This window comes from Paracoccaceae bacterium Fryx2, from assembly GCA_032334235.1.
Lineage (GTDB): Bacteria > Pseudomonadota > Alphaproteobacteria > Rhodobacterales > Rhodobacteraceae > JAVSGI01.
This window is the reverse complement of sequence record JAVSGI010000003.1, coordinates 51,838-67,003: the sequence shown is the minus strand read 5'-3', so window position 1 is coordinate 67,003 and position 15,166 is coordinate 51,838. Positions and strand designations below refer to the sequence as shown.

Below are 15,166 nucleotides of genomic sequence, written 5' to 3'. Positions count from 1 at the left end.
TAACCGCAGCACGCCACATCAATGTTAACTGGCAACTTTGGGGTAACCGTATACTCCTACCTCGGCGGTCGTCCATCGTGAAACAGGGTAGAGCCCCGCTCCCCACCAACCCACCCCCCCCCCGATCAAGCACAGGGCACCTCTATAAATTGCCCCATCCCCCGCACTTCGGTATGGTGAGACAGTGAACTGGCATTGGGGATGCAACGATGGCGCAGATGGGTTTTTTCGATCTTTCGGACCGTTACGCGAGCCTCGATGCCAAAAGGGATCCGCTGGTCGAAATTGATGCCGTCGTGCCGTGGGAGGAGTTTCGTCCGGCTCTTGAGCGGGTCTGGCGCAAGCCTGTTGCGGATCGCAAGTCCCGCGCGGGGCGCAAGCCGATAGATGCGGTGCTGATGTTCAAGACGCTGGTTCTGAGCGCGCTTTACAACCTGTCGGATGATCAGATCGAATATCAGGTCCGCGACCGGCTTTCCTTTATGCGCTTCCTGGGGTTGGGCCTTGGTGACCGGGTGCCCGACGCCAAGACGGTGTGGCTGTATCGCGATGCGCTGGCGCAGGCCGGCAAGGTGGAGGAGTTGTTCGGGTTGTTTGACGGTCATTTGGCGCGGCGGGGCTACATTGCGCGCGGCGGTCAGATCCTGGACGCCTCCATCGTGCCGGTGCCGCGCAATCACAACACGCGCGATGAAAACGCAACGATCAAGAAGGGCGAGGTCCCCGAGGATTGGGCTGATAAGCCAGCGAAACGGGTGCAAAAGGATGTGGACGCACGTTGGACGAAAAAGCACGGCAAGAGCCACTACGGCTACAAGAACCATGTGAATGTGGACCGCACGCATAAGCTGGTCCGGCGCTACCACGTCACCGACGCCGCTGTGCATGACAGCCAGGCAGTGGATCATCTGCTGATGCAGGGCAACACCGGGTCTGGCGTGTGGGCGGATGCTGCTTATCGGTCCGAGGAGATGGAGGCCAAACTCCGCGCCTTAAAACTGAAAAGCCACATCCACCGCAAGGGCAATCGGGGCAAGCCGCTGACCGACCAGGCCAAGGGCAGCAACCGCACCAAATCCACCGTGCGGGTCCGGGTTGAGCACATCTTCGGCGCGCAGGCCAACGACATGGGCGGCACCCTGGTGCGCACCATCGGCTTGGTGCGGGCGAAGGCCAAAGTCGGCATGAAGAATCTCGCCTACAACATGCGCCGCCTCGGCCAACTGGGTCGCATCAACCCGCACCCAGCCTGAAAACGGTCGGCCAAGGACGCAGATCGCCCCGCGCATCGCTAAAAACGGCCCTGAACCGAAGGTCCGCGAGGCGAAATGGGCGGCAGATCATAAAAACCAAGGCAACAATCGGTCAGCTGAAGGTCGCTGCCGCGCTTCGGGCAGAACCTGCTATGCCGTTGCCGCGAAAACAGTCAAAAATCGAGGTGCCCCACATATGACCACCCGGTTGTTCCCTTTCCCGCCCCCACGCCCCATATCGGGGCAACCTGAGGGGTCTCACGATGCAGCACTATTCGATTCTCGATCTTTCGCCGGTGTCCGAAGGCTCGGATGCCGCCCAGGCGCTGGCCGGGACGCTGGCGCTGGCGCGGCAGGCCGAGGCGCTGGGGTATCACCGCTTCTGGCTGGCCGAGCATCACAACATGCCGGGCATCGCCAGTGCGGCGACGGCGGTGGTGATCGGGCATGTCGCGGGCGGGACGAAGACGATCCGGGTCGGGGCGGGCGGGATCATGCTGCCGAACCATGCGCCGCTGGTGATCGCCGAGCAGTTCGGCACGCTCGCCACGCTCTATCCGGGGCGGATCGACCTTGGCCTTGGCCGCGCGCCGGGTACCGACATGGCGACGGCACGGGCGCTCCGGCGGCACATGGATGCGGGCGACACCTTCCCGCAGGACGTGATGGAGCTGATCGGCTATTTCGGCGACCCGGGCGAGGGGCGCATCCGGGCGGTGCCGGGCACGGGCACGCATGTGCCTGTGTGGATCCTGGGGTCGAGCCTCTATGGCGCGCAGCTGGCGGCCTATCTGGGGCTGCCCTATGCCTTTGCTTCGCATTTCGCCCCGGCGATGCTGGCGGATGCGGCGGCGACCTACCGGCAGACCTTCCGTCCCTCGACGCATCTGGCGCGGCCGTATTTCATGATGGCGGCGGGGGTCTGTGTCGCCGACAGCGACGACGAGGCGCGGTTTCTGCGCAGCTCGCAGCAACTGGCCTTTGCGCGGCTGCGCTCGGGGAAGCCGGGCAAGCTGCCGCGCCCGGTCAGCGACATCCGCGACCATGTCGCGCCGCCGGTGCTGGCGGGGGTGGAGGAGGCGCTGGCCTGTTCGGCCACCGGCTCGCCCGCCACGGTCTCGGCGGCGCTGCAGCGGCTGATCGCCCGCCACCAGCCCGACGAGGTGATCGTCACGGGAATGATTCACGACCCCGTGGCGCGGCTGCGGTCCTTCGCGCTTGCGGCCGAGGTGCTGGAGGGTATCCGGCGCGGGGTGCGGGTGGCCTGACAGCGCGGGGTCCGGTCGCCTGGCGGCGCGGGATCAGGTCCGCCTGACGGCTCAGGGCTGCAGCAGGCGGCGGAACAGGGTGTCGAGGTAGCGCCCGGCCTCGGGGTAGGGGTCGGCGCCCTCCGGGCCCAGCACGGCGCGCACCTGCGTGTCGAAATCGGCGTAATGCTGGGTCAGCGCCCAGATCGAGAACACCAGATGCACCGGATGCAGCCGGGCGATCCGGCCCTGGTCCATCCAGCCCTGCAGCACACCTGCCTTTTCCTGCACCAGAGCGGTCAGCTCGCCCGCGATGGCATCGCCCATGCGCGGCGCGCCCTGCAGGATCTCGTTGGCGAACAGCCGGCTTTCGCGCGGGTAGTCGCGGCTTATCGCCAGCTTGCGGTGAACATAGGTCAGGATTTCCGCGACCGGGTCGCCTGCGGGGTCCAGGTCGCGCAGCGGGTCGAGCCAGGTTTCCATCAACTGCTTCAGCAGCGTGACGTGGATCGCCTCTTTCGACGGGAAGTAATAGAGCAGGTTCGGTTTCGACAGCCCCGCAACCTCGGCAATCTGGTCCAGCGTGGCGCCGCGAAAGCCGTGCTGCGAAAACACCTCCAGCGCGGCATCGAGGATGGTCTGCGAATTGCGGGCCCGGATGCGGGTCTGGGGGCGGGGTTGGGTCATCCGGGCTCCTCGGGCGGGGCTGGGTGCGAATAAAGTCGTGGACAGACCAGTCCACGCCGCAGTCAGGACCGAAGGCTTGCCGGAAAACGGGGCAGGATGCAAACCGAATGGCACGGCAACGGCCCTTGACTGGCGTTGGCGCGGTGCTAGCGTTTCCTTGACCATCTGGTCAGCCACCATGGCCCGCCCCGCCCGGCAGGCCACAACCCGGGAGAGACCCAGATGGCGCTTGATCGCAAGCCCACGCCGAACGACCTGAACGCGTTCTGGATGCCGTTCACCGCGAACCGGCAGTTCAAGAAGTCGCCGCGCATGTTCGTCGGTGCCAGGGACATGCACTACACCACCAGCGACGGGCGGCAGGTGCTGGACGGCACGGCGGGGCTGTGGTGCTGCAACGCAGGCCATTGCCGTCCGAAGATCACCGAGGCGATTGCCCGTCAGGCGGCGGAACTCGATTATGCGCCGGCCTTCCAGATGGGCCACCCGGTGGCGTTCGAACTGGCGAACCGGATCATCGAGATTGCACCCAAGGGCATCGAGCATGTGTTCTACACCAACTCGGGGTCCGAGTCGGTTGAAACCGCGCTGAAGCTGGCGATCGCCTATCACCGGGCGCGGGGCGAGGGCGCGCGGACCCGGCTGATCGGGCGCGAGCGCGGCTATCACGGGGTCAACTTCGGCGGCATCTCGGTCGGGGGCATCGTCAGCAACCGCAAGGTGTTCGGCACGCTGCTGGGCGGGGTGGACCACATGCCCCACACCCATCTGCCCGCGCTGAACGCCTGGTCGAGGGGGCAGCCCGAGCATGGCGCCAACCTGGCGGACGAGCTGGAGCGCATCGTGGCGCTGCATGGCGCGGAAACCATCGCGGCGGTGATCGTCGAGCCGGTGGCGGGATCGACCGGGGTGCTGGTGCCCCCCGTGGGCTATCTGGAAAAGCTGCGCGCGATCACCAAGAAGCACGGCATCCTCCTGATCTTCGACGAGGTGATCACCGGCTTCGGGCGGCTGGGGTCGGCCTTTGCGTCGCAGCATTTCGATGTGCTGCCCGACATGATGACCACTGCCAAGGGCCTGACCAACGGCGTGATTCCGATGGGGGCGGTGCTGACCACCGCCGACATCCACGACGCCTTCATGCAGGGCCCGGAACACATGATCGAGCTGTTCCACGGCTACACCTATTCCGGCAACCCGATTGCCAGCGCCGCCGGGATCGCGACGCTGGAGATCTACAAGGAAGAAGGGCTGTTCCAGCGCGCCGCCGACATGGCGCCCTACTGGGAGGCGGCGCTGCATTCGCTGCGCGGCCTGCCGCATGTGATCGACATCCGCAATCTGGGGCTGATCGGAGCGGTGGAGTTGGAAGGCATTGCGGGCGAGCCTACCAAGCGGGCGTTCGAGGCGTTCCTGCGCGCCTATGACAAGGGCATCCTGATCCGCACCACCGGCGACATCATCGCGATGAGCCCGCCGCTGATCGTGTCGAAACCCGAAATCGACACCTTGGTCGGCACGCTGGCGGATGTGCTGAAAACTCTGCCGTGACCGGCCGGGCCGGGGGCGACCCCGGCCCCGCCACTTCAAGAAACACCCGCAGGTCATTGATTCCGTTCTGGTATCAGTCTTCCTGCCCAACCCGGACCGAAGACATGCGTCCTTCCTGCACAGCCACTTTGATGATCAATGACGACCGGGTGCATGTCACGCGGTTCGATTTCGTGCCGGGGGCCGAAACCGGGATGCAACGGCACATGCTTGACTATGTCATCACCGCCCTGACCGACTGCCCGATGCTGATGATCTGGGCGGATGGTGCGGAACGCCGGGTGCTGGTGCCTGCGGGCACCTGCTATCGGCGGGATGCCGGGGCCGAGCACAACGTGATCTGCGACGGCGACGAGGACATGAGCTTTGTCGAGGTCGAACTGAAATAGCGCCCGGTCAGCGGGACGGCGCGCTGCCGCGCCGGGCCTGACCGATCAGGGCGGCGGTGTAGATCGCCAGCGCCGCCCAGATCATCGGGAAGGCGATCATCCGGGCCGTGCCGAACGGCTCGTCGAAGATGAACACCGCCGTCAGGAAGATCATGGTCGGCGCGATGTATTGCAGGATGCCGATGGTGGAAAGCCGCAGCAGCTTGGCGCCGTTGGCATAGATCATCAGCGGCACGGCGGTGACAACGCCGCAGCCCAGCAGCAGCCAGGTGTCCGATGCCGGGCCGGTCAGGAAATGGCTGCTGCCGCTGGCCTGCGCCCAGGCCACATAGGCCACCGCAGGCGGCGCGAGCAGCAGCACCTCCAGCAGGAAACCCTGATTCGGACCGATCGGCAGCGATTTCTTCAGATAGGCATAGCCGCCCCAGGACAGCGTCAGCGCCAGCGCCACCCAGGGCAGGCGGCCGTTTTCCCAGGTCAGCAGCAGCACGGCGGCCGCCGCCAGCACAAGCGCCGCCTTCTGCGCCAGATCCAGCCGTTCCTTCAGCAGCACCGCGCCCAGAAACACGCTGAACAGCGGGTTGATGTAGTAGCCCAGCGCCGCGTCGAGCGCATGGCCCGACCCGATGGCCCAGACATAGATGCCCCAGTTGACCGAGATCAGCGTCGCCGTCACCACCGCCATGCCCAGCATCCGCGGGGTGCGCAGTGCCACCTTCAGGTCGCCCGTGCGCCCGGTGACCCACAGCACCGCGCCCGCGATGGGAATGGACCACAGCACCCGGTGCGCGATGACCTCGACGGGCGAGACATGCGCCAGCGCCTTCATGTAGATCGGCAGGAACCCCCAGAGGAAATACGCGGTCAGCGCGAAGGCAAAGCCGCGCAGGCTGTCCTCGTTCTTGATCATGCCCGTATCGGTCATGCCCGTGCCCCCCCTGATGGTCGAGCGCAGGGCTAGACCATCCGCAGGCCGGGTGCCAATTCAAACTTGTACCCGCCACAATCGCGGTCAGACCGCGATGCCGCGCAGGATGATGCCCTTCACGCCGTCCTTGGCCGCCTGCCACTGGCGGTCGGTCAGGGGCCTGCCGCCGTTCAGGGTTTCGATCTGGTGGCCGAAGTCGGCGTAATGCTGGGTGGTGGCCCAGAGCATGTAGAGCAGATGCTCTGGGTCGACCGGCGCCATGCGGCCCTCGTCGATCCAGCGCCGGATCAGGGCGGCGCGGCCGCGCGTCCAGTCGCGCAGCGTGGTTTCAAGGCAGTCCTGGATCACCGGGGCGCCGTGCATCACCTCGGACGCCCAGACCTTCGACCCGGCCGGGTGGCGGCGCGAGATTTCCATCTTGGCGTCGATATAGGCGCCGATCGCCTCTTGCGGGCCGGGGGCGGCGTCGAAACAGTCGGCGGCGTGCAGCCAGATCTCGAAGATGTTCTGCACCACCCGGCGGTAGAGGTCTTCCTTGGTGGCGAAATAGTAGTGGAGGTTGGCCTTGGGCAGACCCGCCACATCTGCGATCAGCTGCATGGTGGCCCCGCCGAACCCCGCCTCGGCAAAGACTTTTTCGGCTGCCTGAAGAATGAGCGTTTCATTCTGCTGCCGGATTTCGCGGCGTTTCGGGGGCCGGGCGGGCTCGGTCATGGGCGCTCCGGGGGCAAGAATGTCGTTGACCGGTTGGTCGGCTTGTGGTGCGTTTCAATCTGACCATACGGTCAGGAAAAGATTCGTCGCAAGGGGCGTCAGGCACCGCGACCGGGGGGAAGAAGATGGCGGAACGGGGGCCTGCACCGGGCGAGAACCTGCGGATCGACGCGGCGCGGCTGTGGGACAGCCTGATGGAGATGGCGAAGATCGGCCCCGGCGTGGCGGGCGGCAACAACCGCCAGACCCTGACCGATGCCGATGCCGAAGGCCGCCACCTGTTCCGCGACTGGTGTCTGGCGGCGGGGATGACCATGGGGGTGGACACCATGGGCAACATGTTCGCCACGCGGCCGGGCAGCGACCCGGATGCGCTGCCGGTCTGCATGGGCTCGCATCTCGACACCCAGCCGACGGGGGGCAGGTTCGACGGCGTGCTGGGGGTGCTGGGGGCGCTCGAATGTGTGCGCAGCATGAACGACGCAGGGATAAGGACGCGGCATCCGGTGATGGTGGTGAACTGGACCAACGAGGAAGGCGCGCGCTTCGCCCCGGCCATGCTGGCCTCGGGCGTGTTCGCCGGGGTGCATAGCGAAGACTATGCCAAGGCGCGGCGCGACCCGGAGGGCAAGGTTTTCGGCGAGGAACTGGCGCGGATCGGCTGGGTCGGGGACGAGCCGGTGGGGGCGCGCAAGCTGCACGCCATGATCGAGCTGCACATCGAGCAGGGCCCGATCCTGGAGGCTGCGGGCAAGGAAATCGGCGTGGTGACCCATGGTCAGGGCCTGTGGTGGCTGGAAATCACCCTGACCGGCAAGGACGCCCACACCGGATCGACGCCGATGGCAATGCGGGTCAATGCCGGGCTGGGGATGGCGCGTATCACCGAACGGGTCCACCAGATCGCGATGAGCCACCAGCCGAACGCCGTGGGCGCGGTTGGGCAGGTGATGGTCTACCCGAACTCGCGCAATGTGATTCCGGGCCGCGTGGTGTTCACGGTGGACATCCGCAGCCCCGAGCAGGCCAAGCTCGACGCGATGAAGGCCGAGGTGACGCGTGCGGCGCAGGCGGTGGCGGTGGAACTGGGGCTTGGCATCGCAATCGAGGACGTCGGGCATTTCGACCCGGTGACTTTTGACCCGGAGCTGGTGACGGTGGTGCGCGCGGCGGCAGAGCGGCTGGGCTACGGCCACATGGACATCATCAGCGGCGCCGGGCACGACGCCTGCTGGATCAACCGCGTGGCGCCGACGGTGATGATCATGTGCCCCTGCGTGGGAGGGCTGAGCCACAACGAGGCCGAGGAGATCTCGCCCGAGTGGGCGGCGGCGGGGACGGATGTGCTGCTGCACGCGGTGCTTGAGGTGGCGGGAGTGGCTGGCTGAGGCCGGACCGGGGGTTTCACACCCCCGGACCCCCGTGGGATATTTGGACCAAGATGAATGCAGGGATTCTCCGGGAGAAGCGAGCCATGACCACGGTCATCAAGAATGGAACCATTGTCACCGCCGATCTGACCTACAAGGCGGATGTGCTGGTGGAAGGCGGGGTGATTGCCGCCATCGGGCCGGGGTTGGTCGGCGATACGGTTCTGGATGCGACCGGGTGTTATGTCATGCCGGGCGGGATCGACCCGCATACCCATCTGGAAATGCCGTTCATGGGCACCTATTCGGCGGATGACTTTGAATCGGGCACGCGGGCGGCGCTGGCGGGGGGGACCACGATGGTGGTCGATTTCGCGCTGCCGAGCCCCGGGCAGGGGCTGCTGGATGCCTTGCAGATGTGGCACAACAAGACCGGCCGGGCGAACTGCGACTATTCCTTCCACATGGCGGTGACCTGGTGGAGCGAGCAGGTGTTCGACGAGATGGCGGCGGTGGTGGATCAGGGGATCACCAGCTTCAAGCATTTCATGGCCTACAAGGGCGCGCTGATGGTGAACGACGACGAGTTGTTCCACTCCTTCAGCCGCTGCGCCGATCTGGGCGCGCTGGCGATGGTTCATGCCGAGAATGGCGACGTGGTGGCGGAGCTTTCGGCGCGGCTGCTGGCGGCGGGCAACACCGGGCCCGAGGCCCATGCCTACTCCCGCCCGCCGCAGGTCGAGGGCGAGGCGACCAACCGCGCGATCATGATCGCCGACATGGCGGGGGTGCCGCTTTATGTGGTGCACACCTCTTGCGAGGACAGCCACGAGGCGATCCGCCGGGCGCGGCTGGCGGGCAAGCGGGTCTGGGGCGAGCCGCTGATCCAGCATCTGACGCTGGACGAGAGCGAGTATTTTCATGCGGATTGGGACCATGCCGCGCGCCGGGTGATGAGCCCGCCGTTCCGCAGCAAGGCGCATCAGGACAGCCTGTGGGCCGGGTTGCAGTCGGGCAGCCTGTCGGTGGTGGCGACCGACCATTGCGCCTTCACCACGGCGCAGAAGCGGTTCGGGCTGGGGGATTTCACGAAGATTCCGAACGGAACGGGCGGGTTGGAGGACCGGATGCCGATGCTGTGGACGCATGGGGTCGCCACGGGTCGGCTGACGATGAACGAGTTTGTGGCCGTTACATCAACAAACATCGCCAAGATATTGAATTGTTATCCGAAAAAGGGATCGGTTCTGGTGGGGGCGGATGCCGATCTGGTGGTGTGGGACCCGGCGAGGTCGAAGGCCATCACCGCCGCCGCGCAGCAATCCGCGATTGATTACAACGTGTTCGAGGGCAAGGTTGTCACGGGGCTGCCGCGCTACACGCTGACGCGCGGCAAGGTGGCGGTGGCCGATGGCGTGGTGCAGACCGAGGAGGGTCACGGGAAGTTCGTGCCGCGCGAGGCGCGCCCGGCGGTCAACCGGGCACTTTCGGCGTGGAAGGAGATCACCGCACCGCGGCCCGTCGCCCGCTCGGGTCTGCCGGCGACGGGCGTGTGATGCGGCGTGACCTGTCAGGCGTCTTCGTCTTCTTCTTCGTCGTCCTCGGTTTCGTCGCCGTCTTCGTCGTCTTCGTCTTCCTCGGTGCCGTCTTCGTCGGCGCCGTCTTCCTCGTCGGCGTCTTCCTCTTCGGCTGTCAGGCCGGAGGGGGTGTCGACCGGAACGGCCATCATCATCGCGGCGGCGGCGACGGCTTGTTCCAGCATTTCGGCGACTTCGTGATCGGTGGACATCAAGGTTCTCCTGTGTTGGCTGTGAAGCGGGCGGTGCCGATTCTGCGGCAGGCTAGCACCCGGGGCTCACGGTCCTGTGAAGGCGGCATGACGCGGACGTGGTGTGGGGCAAGATGAAAGACACGGCATTTTCAGGCGAACCGGTGGTCGAGGCGCGCGGGCTGGATCTGGTGTTCCAGACCGGCGACGGGCCGGTGCAGGCGCTGAAGGACGTGAACCTGACGATCCGCAAGGGCGAGTTCGTCAGCTTCATCGGGCCGTCGGGCTGCGGCAAGACCACGCTCTTGCGCGCCATCGCGGCGCTGGAGCATCCGACCGGGGGCACGCTGACCGTCAACGGCATGACGCCGGACGAAGCGCGGCGCGCGCGCGCCTATGGTTACGTGTTTCAGGCGGCGGGGCTTTACCCCTGGCGCACGATCGCGGGAAACATCCGGTTGCCGCTTGAAATCATGGGGTTTTCGCGCGACGAGATGGCGGCGCGGGTGGCGCGGGTGCTGGCGTTGGTGGATCTGGACGGGTTCGGCAACAAGTTTCCCTGGCAGCTTTCGGGGGGGATGCAGCAGCGCGCGAGCATTGCCCGGGCGCTGGCCTTCGATGCCGACATCCTGCTGATGGACGAGCCGTTCGGCGCGCTGGACGAGATCGTGCGCGACCGGCTGAACGAGGAGCTGCTGAAGCTCTGGGCGCGGACCGGCAAGACCATCGGTTTCGTCACCCACTCGATTCCCGAGGCGGTGTATCTGTCGACCACCATCGTGGTGATGAGCCCGCGGCCGGGGCGGATCACCGATGTGATCGAAAGCACCCTGCCGCGGGACCGCCCGCTGGACATCCGCGATTCGCGGGAATTCATCGAGATTGCGCACCGGGTGCGCGAGGAGCTGCGGGCGGGGCATTCCTATGACGCATAGCGGCCGGGATGCGTCGCGCACTGCTGGCGGGGTCTGTGCATGAAGTCGGTGCTGCCGATCCTGACGGTGCTGGGGGTGATTGTCGCGGTCTGGTATGGCGCGGCGGTCTGGCTGAATGCGCCGTGGGAGCGGGATCAGGCGGCGCGGGCGGGGACGGAGCTTTCCGTCGCGCAATTGCTGCCGCTGACCATGGCGCAGGACCGCCCGGTGCTGCCCGCCCCGCATCAGGTGGTGGCCGGGCTGTGGGAGGGGGTGACGGGGCAGGCGGTGACCTCGCGGCGGAGCCTCGTCTATCATGGCTGGGTGACGCTGTCGGGCACGCTCCTGGGCTTCGTGATCGGCACCGGGCTGGGGGTGCTGCTGGCGGTGGGCATCCTGCACAACAAGGCGATGGACCTGAGCGTGATGCCCTGGGCGATTGCCAGCCAGATGATCCCGATCATCGCGATTGCGCCGATGCTGGCGGTGGTGATGAACGCGCTGGGGGCAAGTGCCATGGTGACCAAGGCGATCATCAGCGCGTATCTGAGCTTTTTTCCGGTGGTGGTGGGGATGGTCAAGGGGCTGCGCAGCCCCGATGCGATGCAGCTTGACCTGCTGAAAACCTATTCGGCGCCGGCGTCGCGGGTGTTCTGGTCGCTGCGGCTGCCCTCGTCGATGCCCTATCTTTTTGCCAGCTTGAAGGTCGGGATCGCGGCGGCGCTGGTGGGGGCGATTGTCGGAGAACTGAACCAGCCTGCGGGCCTGGGCGCGCGGCTGCTGAGCGGGTCTTACTACGGGCAGACGGTACAGATCTGGTCGGCGCTGTTCGCCGCTGCCGCGATGGCGGCGGTGCTGGTGGGGGTGGTCGGGCGGATCGAGGCGATGACCCTGCGGCGGATGGGGATGGCGCGATGATCTGGCTGTGGGGGGCGCTGGCGTTCTGGGTGGCGGCGGTGGCGCTGAATGCGGCGCTGGCGCGGCGGGCGGCGCGGTATCCGGTGCTGCGGCTGGTGGTGCCTGCGGTTTTTGGCGTGACGCTGCTGGTGGTGTGGGAGGGGGTGGTGCGCGGGCTGGGGGTCAGCCCGGTGATCCTGCCGCCGCCCTCGGCCGTCGGGGCGCGGCTGGTCGGCAGCCTGCCGGTGCTGTGGGGCGACTTCGTGCAGACGTTCCTGAAAGGCGCGCTGTCGGGCTATGTGATCGGCTGCGGCGCGGCGGTGGCGGTGGCGATTGCCATCGACCGCTCGGTCTTTCTGCAGCGCGGCCTGCTGCCGGTGGGCAATTTTGTCGCGGCGCTGCCCATTGTCGGCATCGCGCCGATCATGGTCATGTGGTTCGGGTTCGACTGGCACTCCAAGGCCGCCGTGGTGGTGGTGATGGTGTTCTTTCCGGTGCTGGTGAACACGGTGGCGGGGTTGAAGGCGACAGAGGCGATGCAGCGCGACCTGATGGCGACCTACAGCGCCAGCTATGGCCAGACCCTGCGCAAGCTGCGGCTGCCCGCCGCGATGCCGTTCATCTTCAACGGTTTGAAGATCGCGGCGACGCTGGCGCTGATCGGCGCGATCGTTGCCGAGTTCTTCGGCAGCCCGACGCGCGGCATGGGTTTCCGCATCACCGCCGAGATCGGCAAGCTTGGGCTGGACATGATCTGGGCGACGATTGCGGTTGCGGCATTGGCGGGATCGGCCTTCTATGGGGCGATTGCGCTGATCGAGCGGGCGGTGACCTTCTGGCACCCCTCGCAACGGAATTGACAGGGCCCCGTTCAAGGGGCGGCAACATGGAGGGTTGAGATGAAGAAACTTGTGACCGGTGCGTTGATGACGGCGTTTGCCGCAACCGGCGCGCAGGCGGCGGACGATGTGACGCTGCAACTGAAATGGGTGACGCAGGCGCAGTTCGCGGGCTATTACGTGGCCGCCGCCAAGGGCTTTTACGAGGCCGAGGGGCTGAACGTCACCATCCTGCCCGGCGGGCCGGACGTGGCGCCGACCCAGGTGATCGCCGGCGGCGGGGCCGACGTGGTGGTGGACTGGATGCCTTCGGCGCTGGCCGCGCGCGAGAAGGGGCTGGCGCTGGTCAACATCGCGCAGCCGTTCAAGTCTTCGGGCATGATGCTGACCTGCCTCAAGGAGTCGGGCATCACCACACCCGCCGACTTTGCCGGCAAGACGCTGGGCGTTTGGTTCGGTGGCAACGAGTATCCGTTCCTGAACTGGATGTCCTCGCTGGGTCTGAAGACCGACGGCTCGGAGGGCGGCGTCACGGTGCTGAAGCAGGGGTTCAACGTCGACCCGCTGTTGCAGAAGCAGGCGGCCTGCGTTTCCACCATGACCTACAACGAATACTGGCAGGTGATCGACGCCGGGCTGACGCCCGATGATCTTGTGACCTTCAAGTATGAGGATCAGGGCGTGGCGACGCTGGAGGATGGCCTCTATGTGATGGAGGACAAGCTTTCAGATCCGGCCTTTGCCGACAAGATGGTGCGCTTCGTGCGCGCCTCGATGAAAGGCTGGAAGGAGGCCGAGGCCAACCCCGACGAGGCGGCGATGATCGTGCTCGACAACGACGAGACCGGCGCGCAGACCGAGGCGCACCAGAAGCGGATGATGGGCGAGATTGCCAAGCTGACCGCAGGCTCGAACGGCGCGCTGGACGAGGCGGATTACCAGCGCACCGTCGAAAAGTTGCTGGCGGGCGGGTCGGACCCCGTGATCTCGAAGGCGCCGGAAGGGGCCTGGAGCCATGCGATCACCGATCTGGCGCTGAAGTAGGCGTCTGGTCGCAAGAATGGGGGCGCGTCCGGGTCGGGCGCGCCTTTTTGCATGGGGTTTGCGGCGAGACAGAGGGTATTTGGGCCAAAGAGAAACCGGGAGGGGTTTTCCGGCTTTGTGAATTGGGCCTGGGCTTGTAAATTGCGCGTGGGGACAAGGGGGGCGTGCCATGCCGATGACGGCACTGACCGGCAGCCGGGTGCGCGAGCGGCGTCTGGCGCTGGGGTTGCGGCAGGCGGACCTGGCGCGGACGGCGGCCATTTCGGCATCGTATCTGAACCTGATCGAGCACAACCGGCGGAGGATCGGGCCGGAGGTGCTGGGGCGGCTGGCGGCGGCGCTGGGGATCGGGGTCGAGGCGCTGGGGGCGGGGGCGGAGGCCGCGCTGAGCGACGAGTTGCGCGCGGCGGCGGCGGAAGGCGCGCTTTCGGTGCTGGACCGGCCGGAACTGGACCGGATCGACGATTTCCTCGGGCGTTTTCCCGGCTGGGCCGGGTTGATGGCGGCGCAGCACCGCCGCCTCGGGCAGCTTGAGCGGGCGGTGGGGGCGCTGAACGATCGGATCGCGCATGACCCGCACCTGTCCTCGGCGCTGCACGAGATGCTTTCGGCGGTGAGTTCGGTGCGCTCGACCGCCGCGATCCTGGCCGAGACCGAGGACATCGAGCCCGAGTGGCGGGCGCGGTTCCACCGCAACCTGCATGGCGACAGCGAGCGGCTGGCGCTGGGGGCCGAGGCGCTGGTGGCCTATCTCGACGGGTCGGACCAGGCGGCGGACCAGGGCGACGCCTCGCCGCAGGAGGAGGTTGACGCCTGGGCGGAGGCGCGCGGCTGGCAGGTGGCCGATGGCGAGGGGCTGGGCGAGCTGGCCTCGGGGGCCGCGCGGGTGCTGGGCGAGGCGCTGGTGGCGCAGGCGATGGCCGATGCGAGGGCGCTGCCTGCCGGGGCGTTCGGCGCGGCGCTGGCGGAACTGGGGGCGGAGCCGATGTTGCTGGCGCAGCGTTTCGGGGCCGAGGTGCCCGCCGTGATGCGGCGGCTGGCGACCTGGCCCGGGTCTCGGGCCGGGCTGGTGGAATGCGATGCCTCGGGGACGCTGATCTTCCGCAAGCCGGCCGAGGGCTTTGCGCTGCCGCGGTTCGGGGCAGCCTGCGCGCTGTGGCCGCTGTTCACCGCGCTGGCGCGGCCGATGAGCCCGGTCGAGGCGGTGGTCGAAACGGCGGGGCGGGGCGGGCAGCGCTACCGCATCAAGGCCTTCTGCCGGCCGCGCCACCCTTTGGGTTTCGGCGGCCCGGAAGTGCGCGAGGCGGCGATGCTGATCGAGCCGGAGCCGCAGGGCGGGCCGGGATGGGGTGGGGAGGGATCGGGGGGGGCGGCGCTGCCGATCGGCACCAGTTGCCGGATCTGCCCGCGCGGCGGCTGCCCGGCGCGGCGCGAGCCGTCAATCCTGTCGGAGACGGTGGGATGAGGCGAGAGGGCTTTTGACAGCCGGCGGCTTTATGCCGATACTTGGCACGGGGAGAAGGTGCCGGGTGCGGCATCGGTCGTCGAGGAGAGGGGGCCGGGGC

General features: G+C 67.1%; 15 protein-coding genes. 11 read left to right on the top strand and 4 right to left on the bottom strand.

The features are described from left to right. Nucleotides 1-209 precede the first annotated feature (209 nt). Both RNZ50_01225 and RNZ50_01220 read left to right on the top strand, forming a co-directional pair. Nucleotides 210-1,253, top strand: a complete 1,044-nt coding sequence (locus tag RNZ50_01225) for an IS5 family transposase (protein MDT8853673.1) — start codon at nucleotides 210-212, stop codon at nucleotides 1,251-1,253. Nucleotides 1,254-1,516: 263 nt separating this feature from the next. Next, nucleotides 1,517-2,521 (top strand): LLM class flavin-dependent oxidoreductase, encoded by a 1,005-nt coding sequence (locus RNZ50_01220; protein MDT8853672.1) that lies wholly within the window; start codon nucleotides 1,517-1,519, stop codon nucleotides 2,519-2,521. Nucleotides 2,522-2,572: 51 nt separating this feature from the next. Here RNZ50_01220 and RNZ50_01215 read toward each other — a convergent pair whose 3' ends face one another. Beyond that, on the bottom strand, nucleotides 2,573-3,187 hold the full coding sequence (locus RNZ50_01215; GenBank protein MDT8853671.1) for a TetR family transcriptional regulator C-terminal domain-containing protein: 615 nt from the start codon (nucleotides 3,185-3,187) through the stop codon (nucleotides 2,573-2,575). A 222-nt stretch (nucleotides 3,188-3,409) separates the two neighbouring features. Here RNZ50_01215 and RNZ50_01210 point away from each other — a divergent pair, with 222 nt between their 5' ends. Together RNZ50_01210 and RNZ50_01205 are read left to right on the top strand one after the other, a co-directional pair. Further along, complete coding sequence (locus tag RNZ50_01210; GenBank protein ID MDT8853670.1) at nucleotides 3,410-4,738, top strand: aspartate aminotransferase family protein; 1,329 nt, start codon at nucleotides 3,410-3,412, stop codon at nucleotides 4,736-4,738. Nucleotides 4,739-4,869: 131 nt separating this feature from the next. Continuing rightward, on the top strand, nucleotides 4,870-5,127 hold the full coding sequence (locus tag RNZ50_01205) for a cupin (GenBank protein MDT8853669.1): 258 nt from the start codon (nucleotides 4,870-4,872) through the stop codon (nucleotides 5,125-5,127). Between the two features lie 7 nt (nucleotides 5,128-5,134). Here RNZ50_01205 and rarD read toward each other — a convergent pair whose 3' ends face one another. Together rarD and RNZ50_01195 are read right to left on the bottom strand one after the other, a co-directional pair. Continuing rightward, nucleotides 5,135-6,052, bottom strand: coding sequence for an EamA family transporter RarD (gene rarD, locus RNZ50_01200; GenBank protein MDT8853668.1), 918 nt, complete (start codon nucleotides 6,050-6,052; stop codon nucleotides 5,135-5,137). A gap of 87 nt (nucleotides 6,053-6,139) precedes the next feature. Beyond that, nucleotides 6,140-6,769, bottom strand: coding sequence for a TetR/AcrR family transcriptional regulator (locus RNZ50_01195; GenBank protein ID MDT8853667.1), 630 nt, complete (start codon nucleotides 6,767-6,769; stop codon nucleotides 6,140-6,142). Nucleotides 6,770-6,894: 125 nt separating this feature from the next. On the opposite strand from RNZ50_01195, the gene RNZ50_01190 reads away from it, so the two are divergent. Further along, nucleotides 6,895-8,157 (top strand): Zn-dependent hydrolase, encoded by a 1,263-nt coding sequence (locus tag RNZ50_01190; protein MDT8853666.1) that lies wholly within the window; start codon nucleotides 6,895-6,897, stop codon nucleotides 8,155-8,157. An 86-nt stretch (nucleotides 8,158-8,243) separates the two neighbouring features. Further along, nucleotides 8,244-9,695 (top strand): dihydropyrimidinase, encoded by a 1,452-nt coding sequence (gene hydA / locus RNZ50_01185; protein MDT8853665.1) that lies wholly within the window; start codon nucleotides 8,244-8,246, stop codon nucleotides 9,693-9,695. Nucleotides 9,696-9,709: 14 nt separating this feature from the next. On the opposite strand, the gene RNZ50_01180 is transcribed toward hydA, so the two are convergent. Then, nucleotides 9,710-9,928: a hypothetical protein gene (locus tag RNZ50_01180; GenBank protein MDT8853664.1), complete on the bottom strand. Its 219-nt coding sequence runs from the start codon at nucleotides 9,926-9,928 to the stop codon at nucleotides 9,710-9,712. Between the two features lie 113 nt (nucleotides 9,929-10,041). Between RNZ50_01180 and RNZ50_01175 the strand changes: the two genes are divergently transcribed. The 5 genes from RNZ50_01175 (at nucleotide 10,042) to RNZ50_01155 (ending at nucleotide 15,066) form a co-directional block, all read left to right on the top strand. Further along, the gene (locus RNZ50_01175) at nucleotides 10,042-10,842 is read left to right on the top strand and encodes an ABC transporter ATP-binding protein (protein ID MDT8853663.1); all 801 of its coding nucleotides are present in this window, start codon (nucleotides 10,042-10,044) and stop codon (nucleotides 10,840-10,842) included. A gap of 39 nt (nucleotides 10,843-10,881) precedes the next feature. Further along, nucleotides 10,882-11,739 (top strand): ABC transporter permease subunit, encoded by an 858-nt coding sequence (locus tag RNZ50_01170; GenBank protein MDT8853662.1) that lies wholly within the window; start codon nucleotides 10,882-10,884, stop codon nucleotides 11,737-11,739. Then, nucleotides 11,736-12,578 (top strand): ABC transporter permease, encoded by an 843-nt coding sequence (locus RNZ50_01165; GenBank protein ID MDT8853661.1) that lies wholly within the window; start codon nucleotides 11,736-11,738, stop codon nucleotides 12,576-12,578. Before RNZ50_01170 ends, RNZ50_01165 begins: the two co-directional genes overlap by 4 nt. Nucleotides 12,579-12,617: 39 nt before the next feature. Then, complete coding sequence (locus RNZ50_01160) at nucleotides 12,618-13,601, top strand: ABC transporter substrate-binding protein (protein MDT8853660.1); 984 nt, start codon at nucleotides 12,618-12,620, stop codon at nucleotides 13,599-13,601. Nucleotides 13,602-13,770: 169 nt separating this feature from the next. Beyond that, on the top strand, nucleotides 13,771-15,066 hold the full coding sequence (locus RNZ50_01155) for a short-chain fatty acyl-CoA regulator family protein (protein ID MDT8853659.1): 1,296 nt from the start codon (nucleotides 13,771-13,773) through the stop codon (nucleotides 15,064-15,066). Nucleotides 15,067-15,166: the final 100 nt, after the last annotated feature.

Bases quoted from the DNA above. Each gene is read 5' to 3' on its own strand.
- rarD (MDT8853668.1), bottom strand. From the start codon at position 6,052: ATGACCGATACGGGCATGATCAAGAACGAGGACAGCCTGCGCGGCTTT.
- RNZ50_01225 (MDT8853673.1), top strand. From the start codon at position 210: ATGGCGCAGATGGGTTTTTTCGATCTTTCGGACCGTTACGCGAGCCTC.
- RNZ50_01170 (MDT8853662.1), top strand. From the start codon at position 10,882: ATGAAGTCGGTGCTGCCGATCCTGACGGTGCTGGGGGTGATTGTCGCG.
- RNZ50_01205 (MDT8853669.1), top strand. From the start codon at position 4,870: ATGATCAATGACGACCGGGTGCATGTCACGCGGTTCGATTTCGTGCCG.
- RNZ50_01210 (MDT8853670.1), top strand. From the start codon at position 3,410: ATGGCGCTTGATCGCAAGCCCACGCCGAACGACCTGAACGCGTTCTGG.
- RNZ50_01175 (MDT8853663.1), top strand. From the start codon at position 10,042: ATGAAAGACACGGCATTTTCAGGCGAACCGGTGGTCGAGGCGCGCGGG.
- RNZ50_01160 (MDT8853660.1), top strand. From the start codon at position 12,618: ATGAAGAAACTTGTGACCGGTGCGTTGATGACGGCGTTTGCCGCAACC.
- RNZ50_01215 (MDT8853671.1), bottom strand. From the start codon at position 3,187: ATGACCCAACCCCGCCCCCAGACCCGCATCCGGGCCCGCAATTCGCAG.
- RNZ50_01165 (MDT8853661.1), top strand. From the start codon at position 11,736: ATGATCTGGCTGTGGGGGGCGCTGGCGTTCTGGGTGGCGGCGGTGGCG.
- RNZ50_01190 (MDT8853666.1), top strand. From the start codon at position 6,895: ATGGCGGAACGGGGGCCTGCACCGGGCGAGAACCTGCGGATCGACGCG.
- RNZ50_01180 (MDT8853664.1), bottom strand. From the start codon at position 9,928: ATGTCCACCGATCACGAAGTCGCCGAAATGCTGGAACAAGCCGTCGCC.
- RNZ50_01220 (MDT8853672.1), top strand. From the start codon at position 1,517: ATGCAGCACTATTCGATTCTCGATCTTTCGCCGGTGTCCGAAGGCTCG.
- RNZ50_01195 (MDT8853667.1), bottom strand. From the start codon at position 6,769: ATGACCGAGCCCGCCCGGCCCCCGAAACGCCGCGAAATCCGGCAGCAG.
- hydA (MDT8853665.1), top strand. From the start codon at position 8,244: ATGACCACGGTCATCAAGAATGGAACCATTGTCACCGCCGATCTGACC.
- RNZ50_01155 (MDT8853659.1), top strand. From the start codon at position 13,771: ATGCCGATGACGGCACTGACCGGCAGCCGGGTGCGCGAGCGGCGTCTG.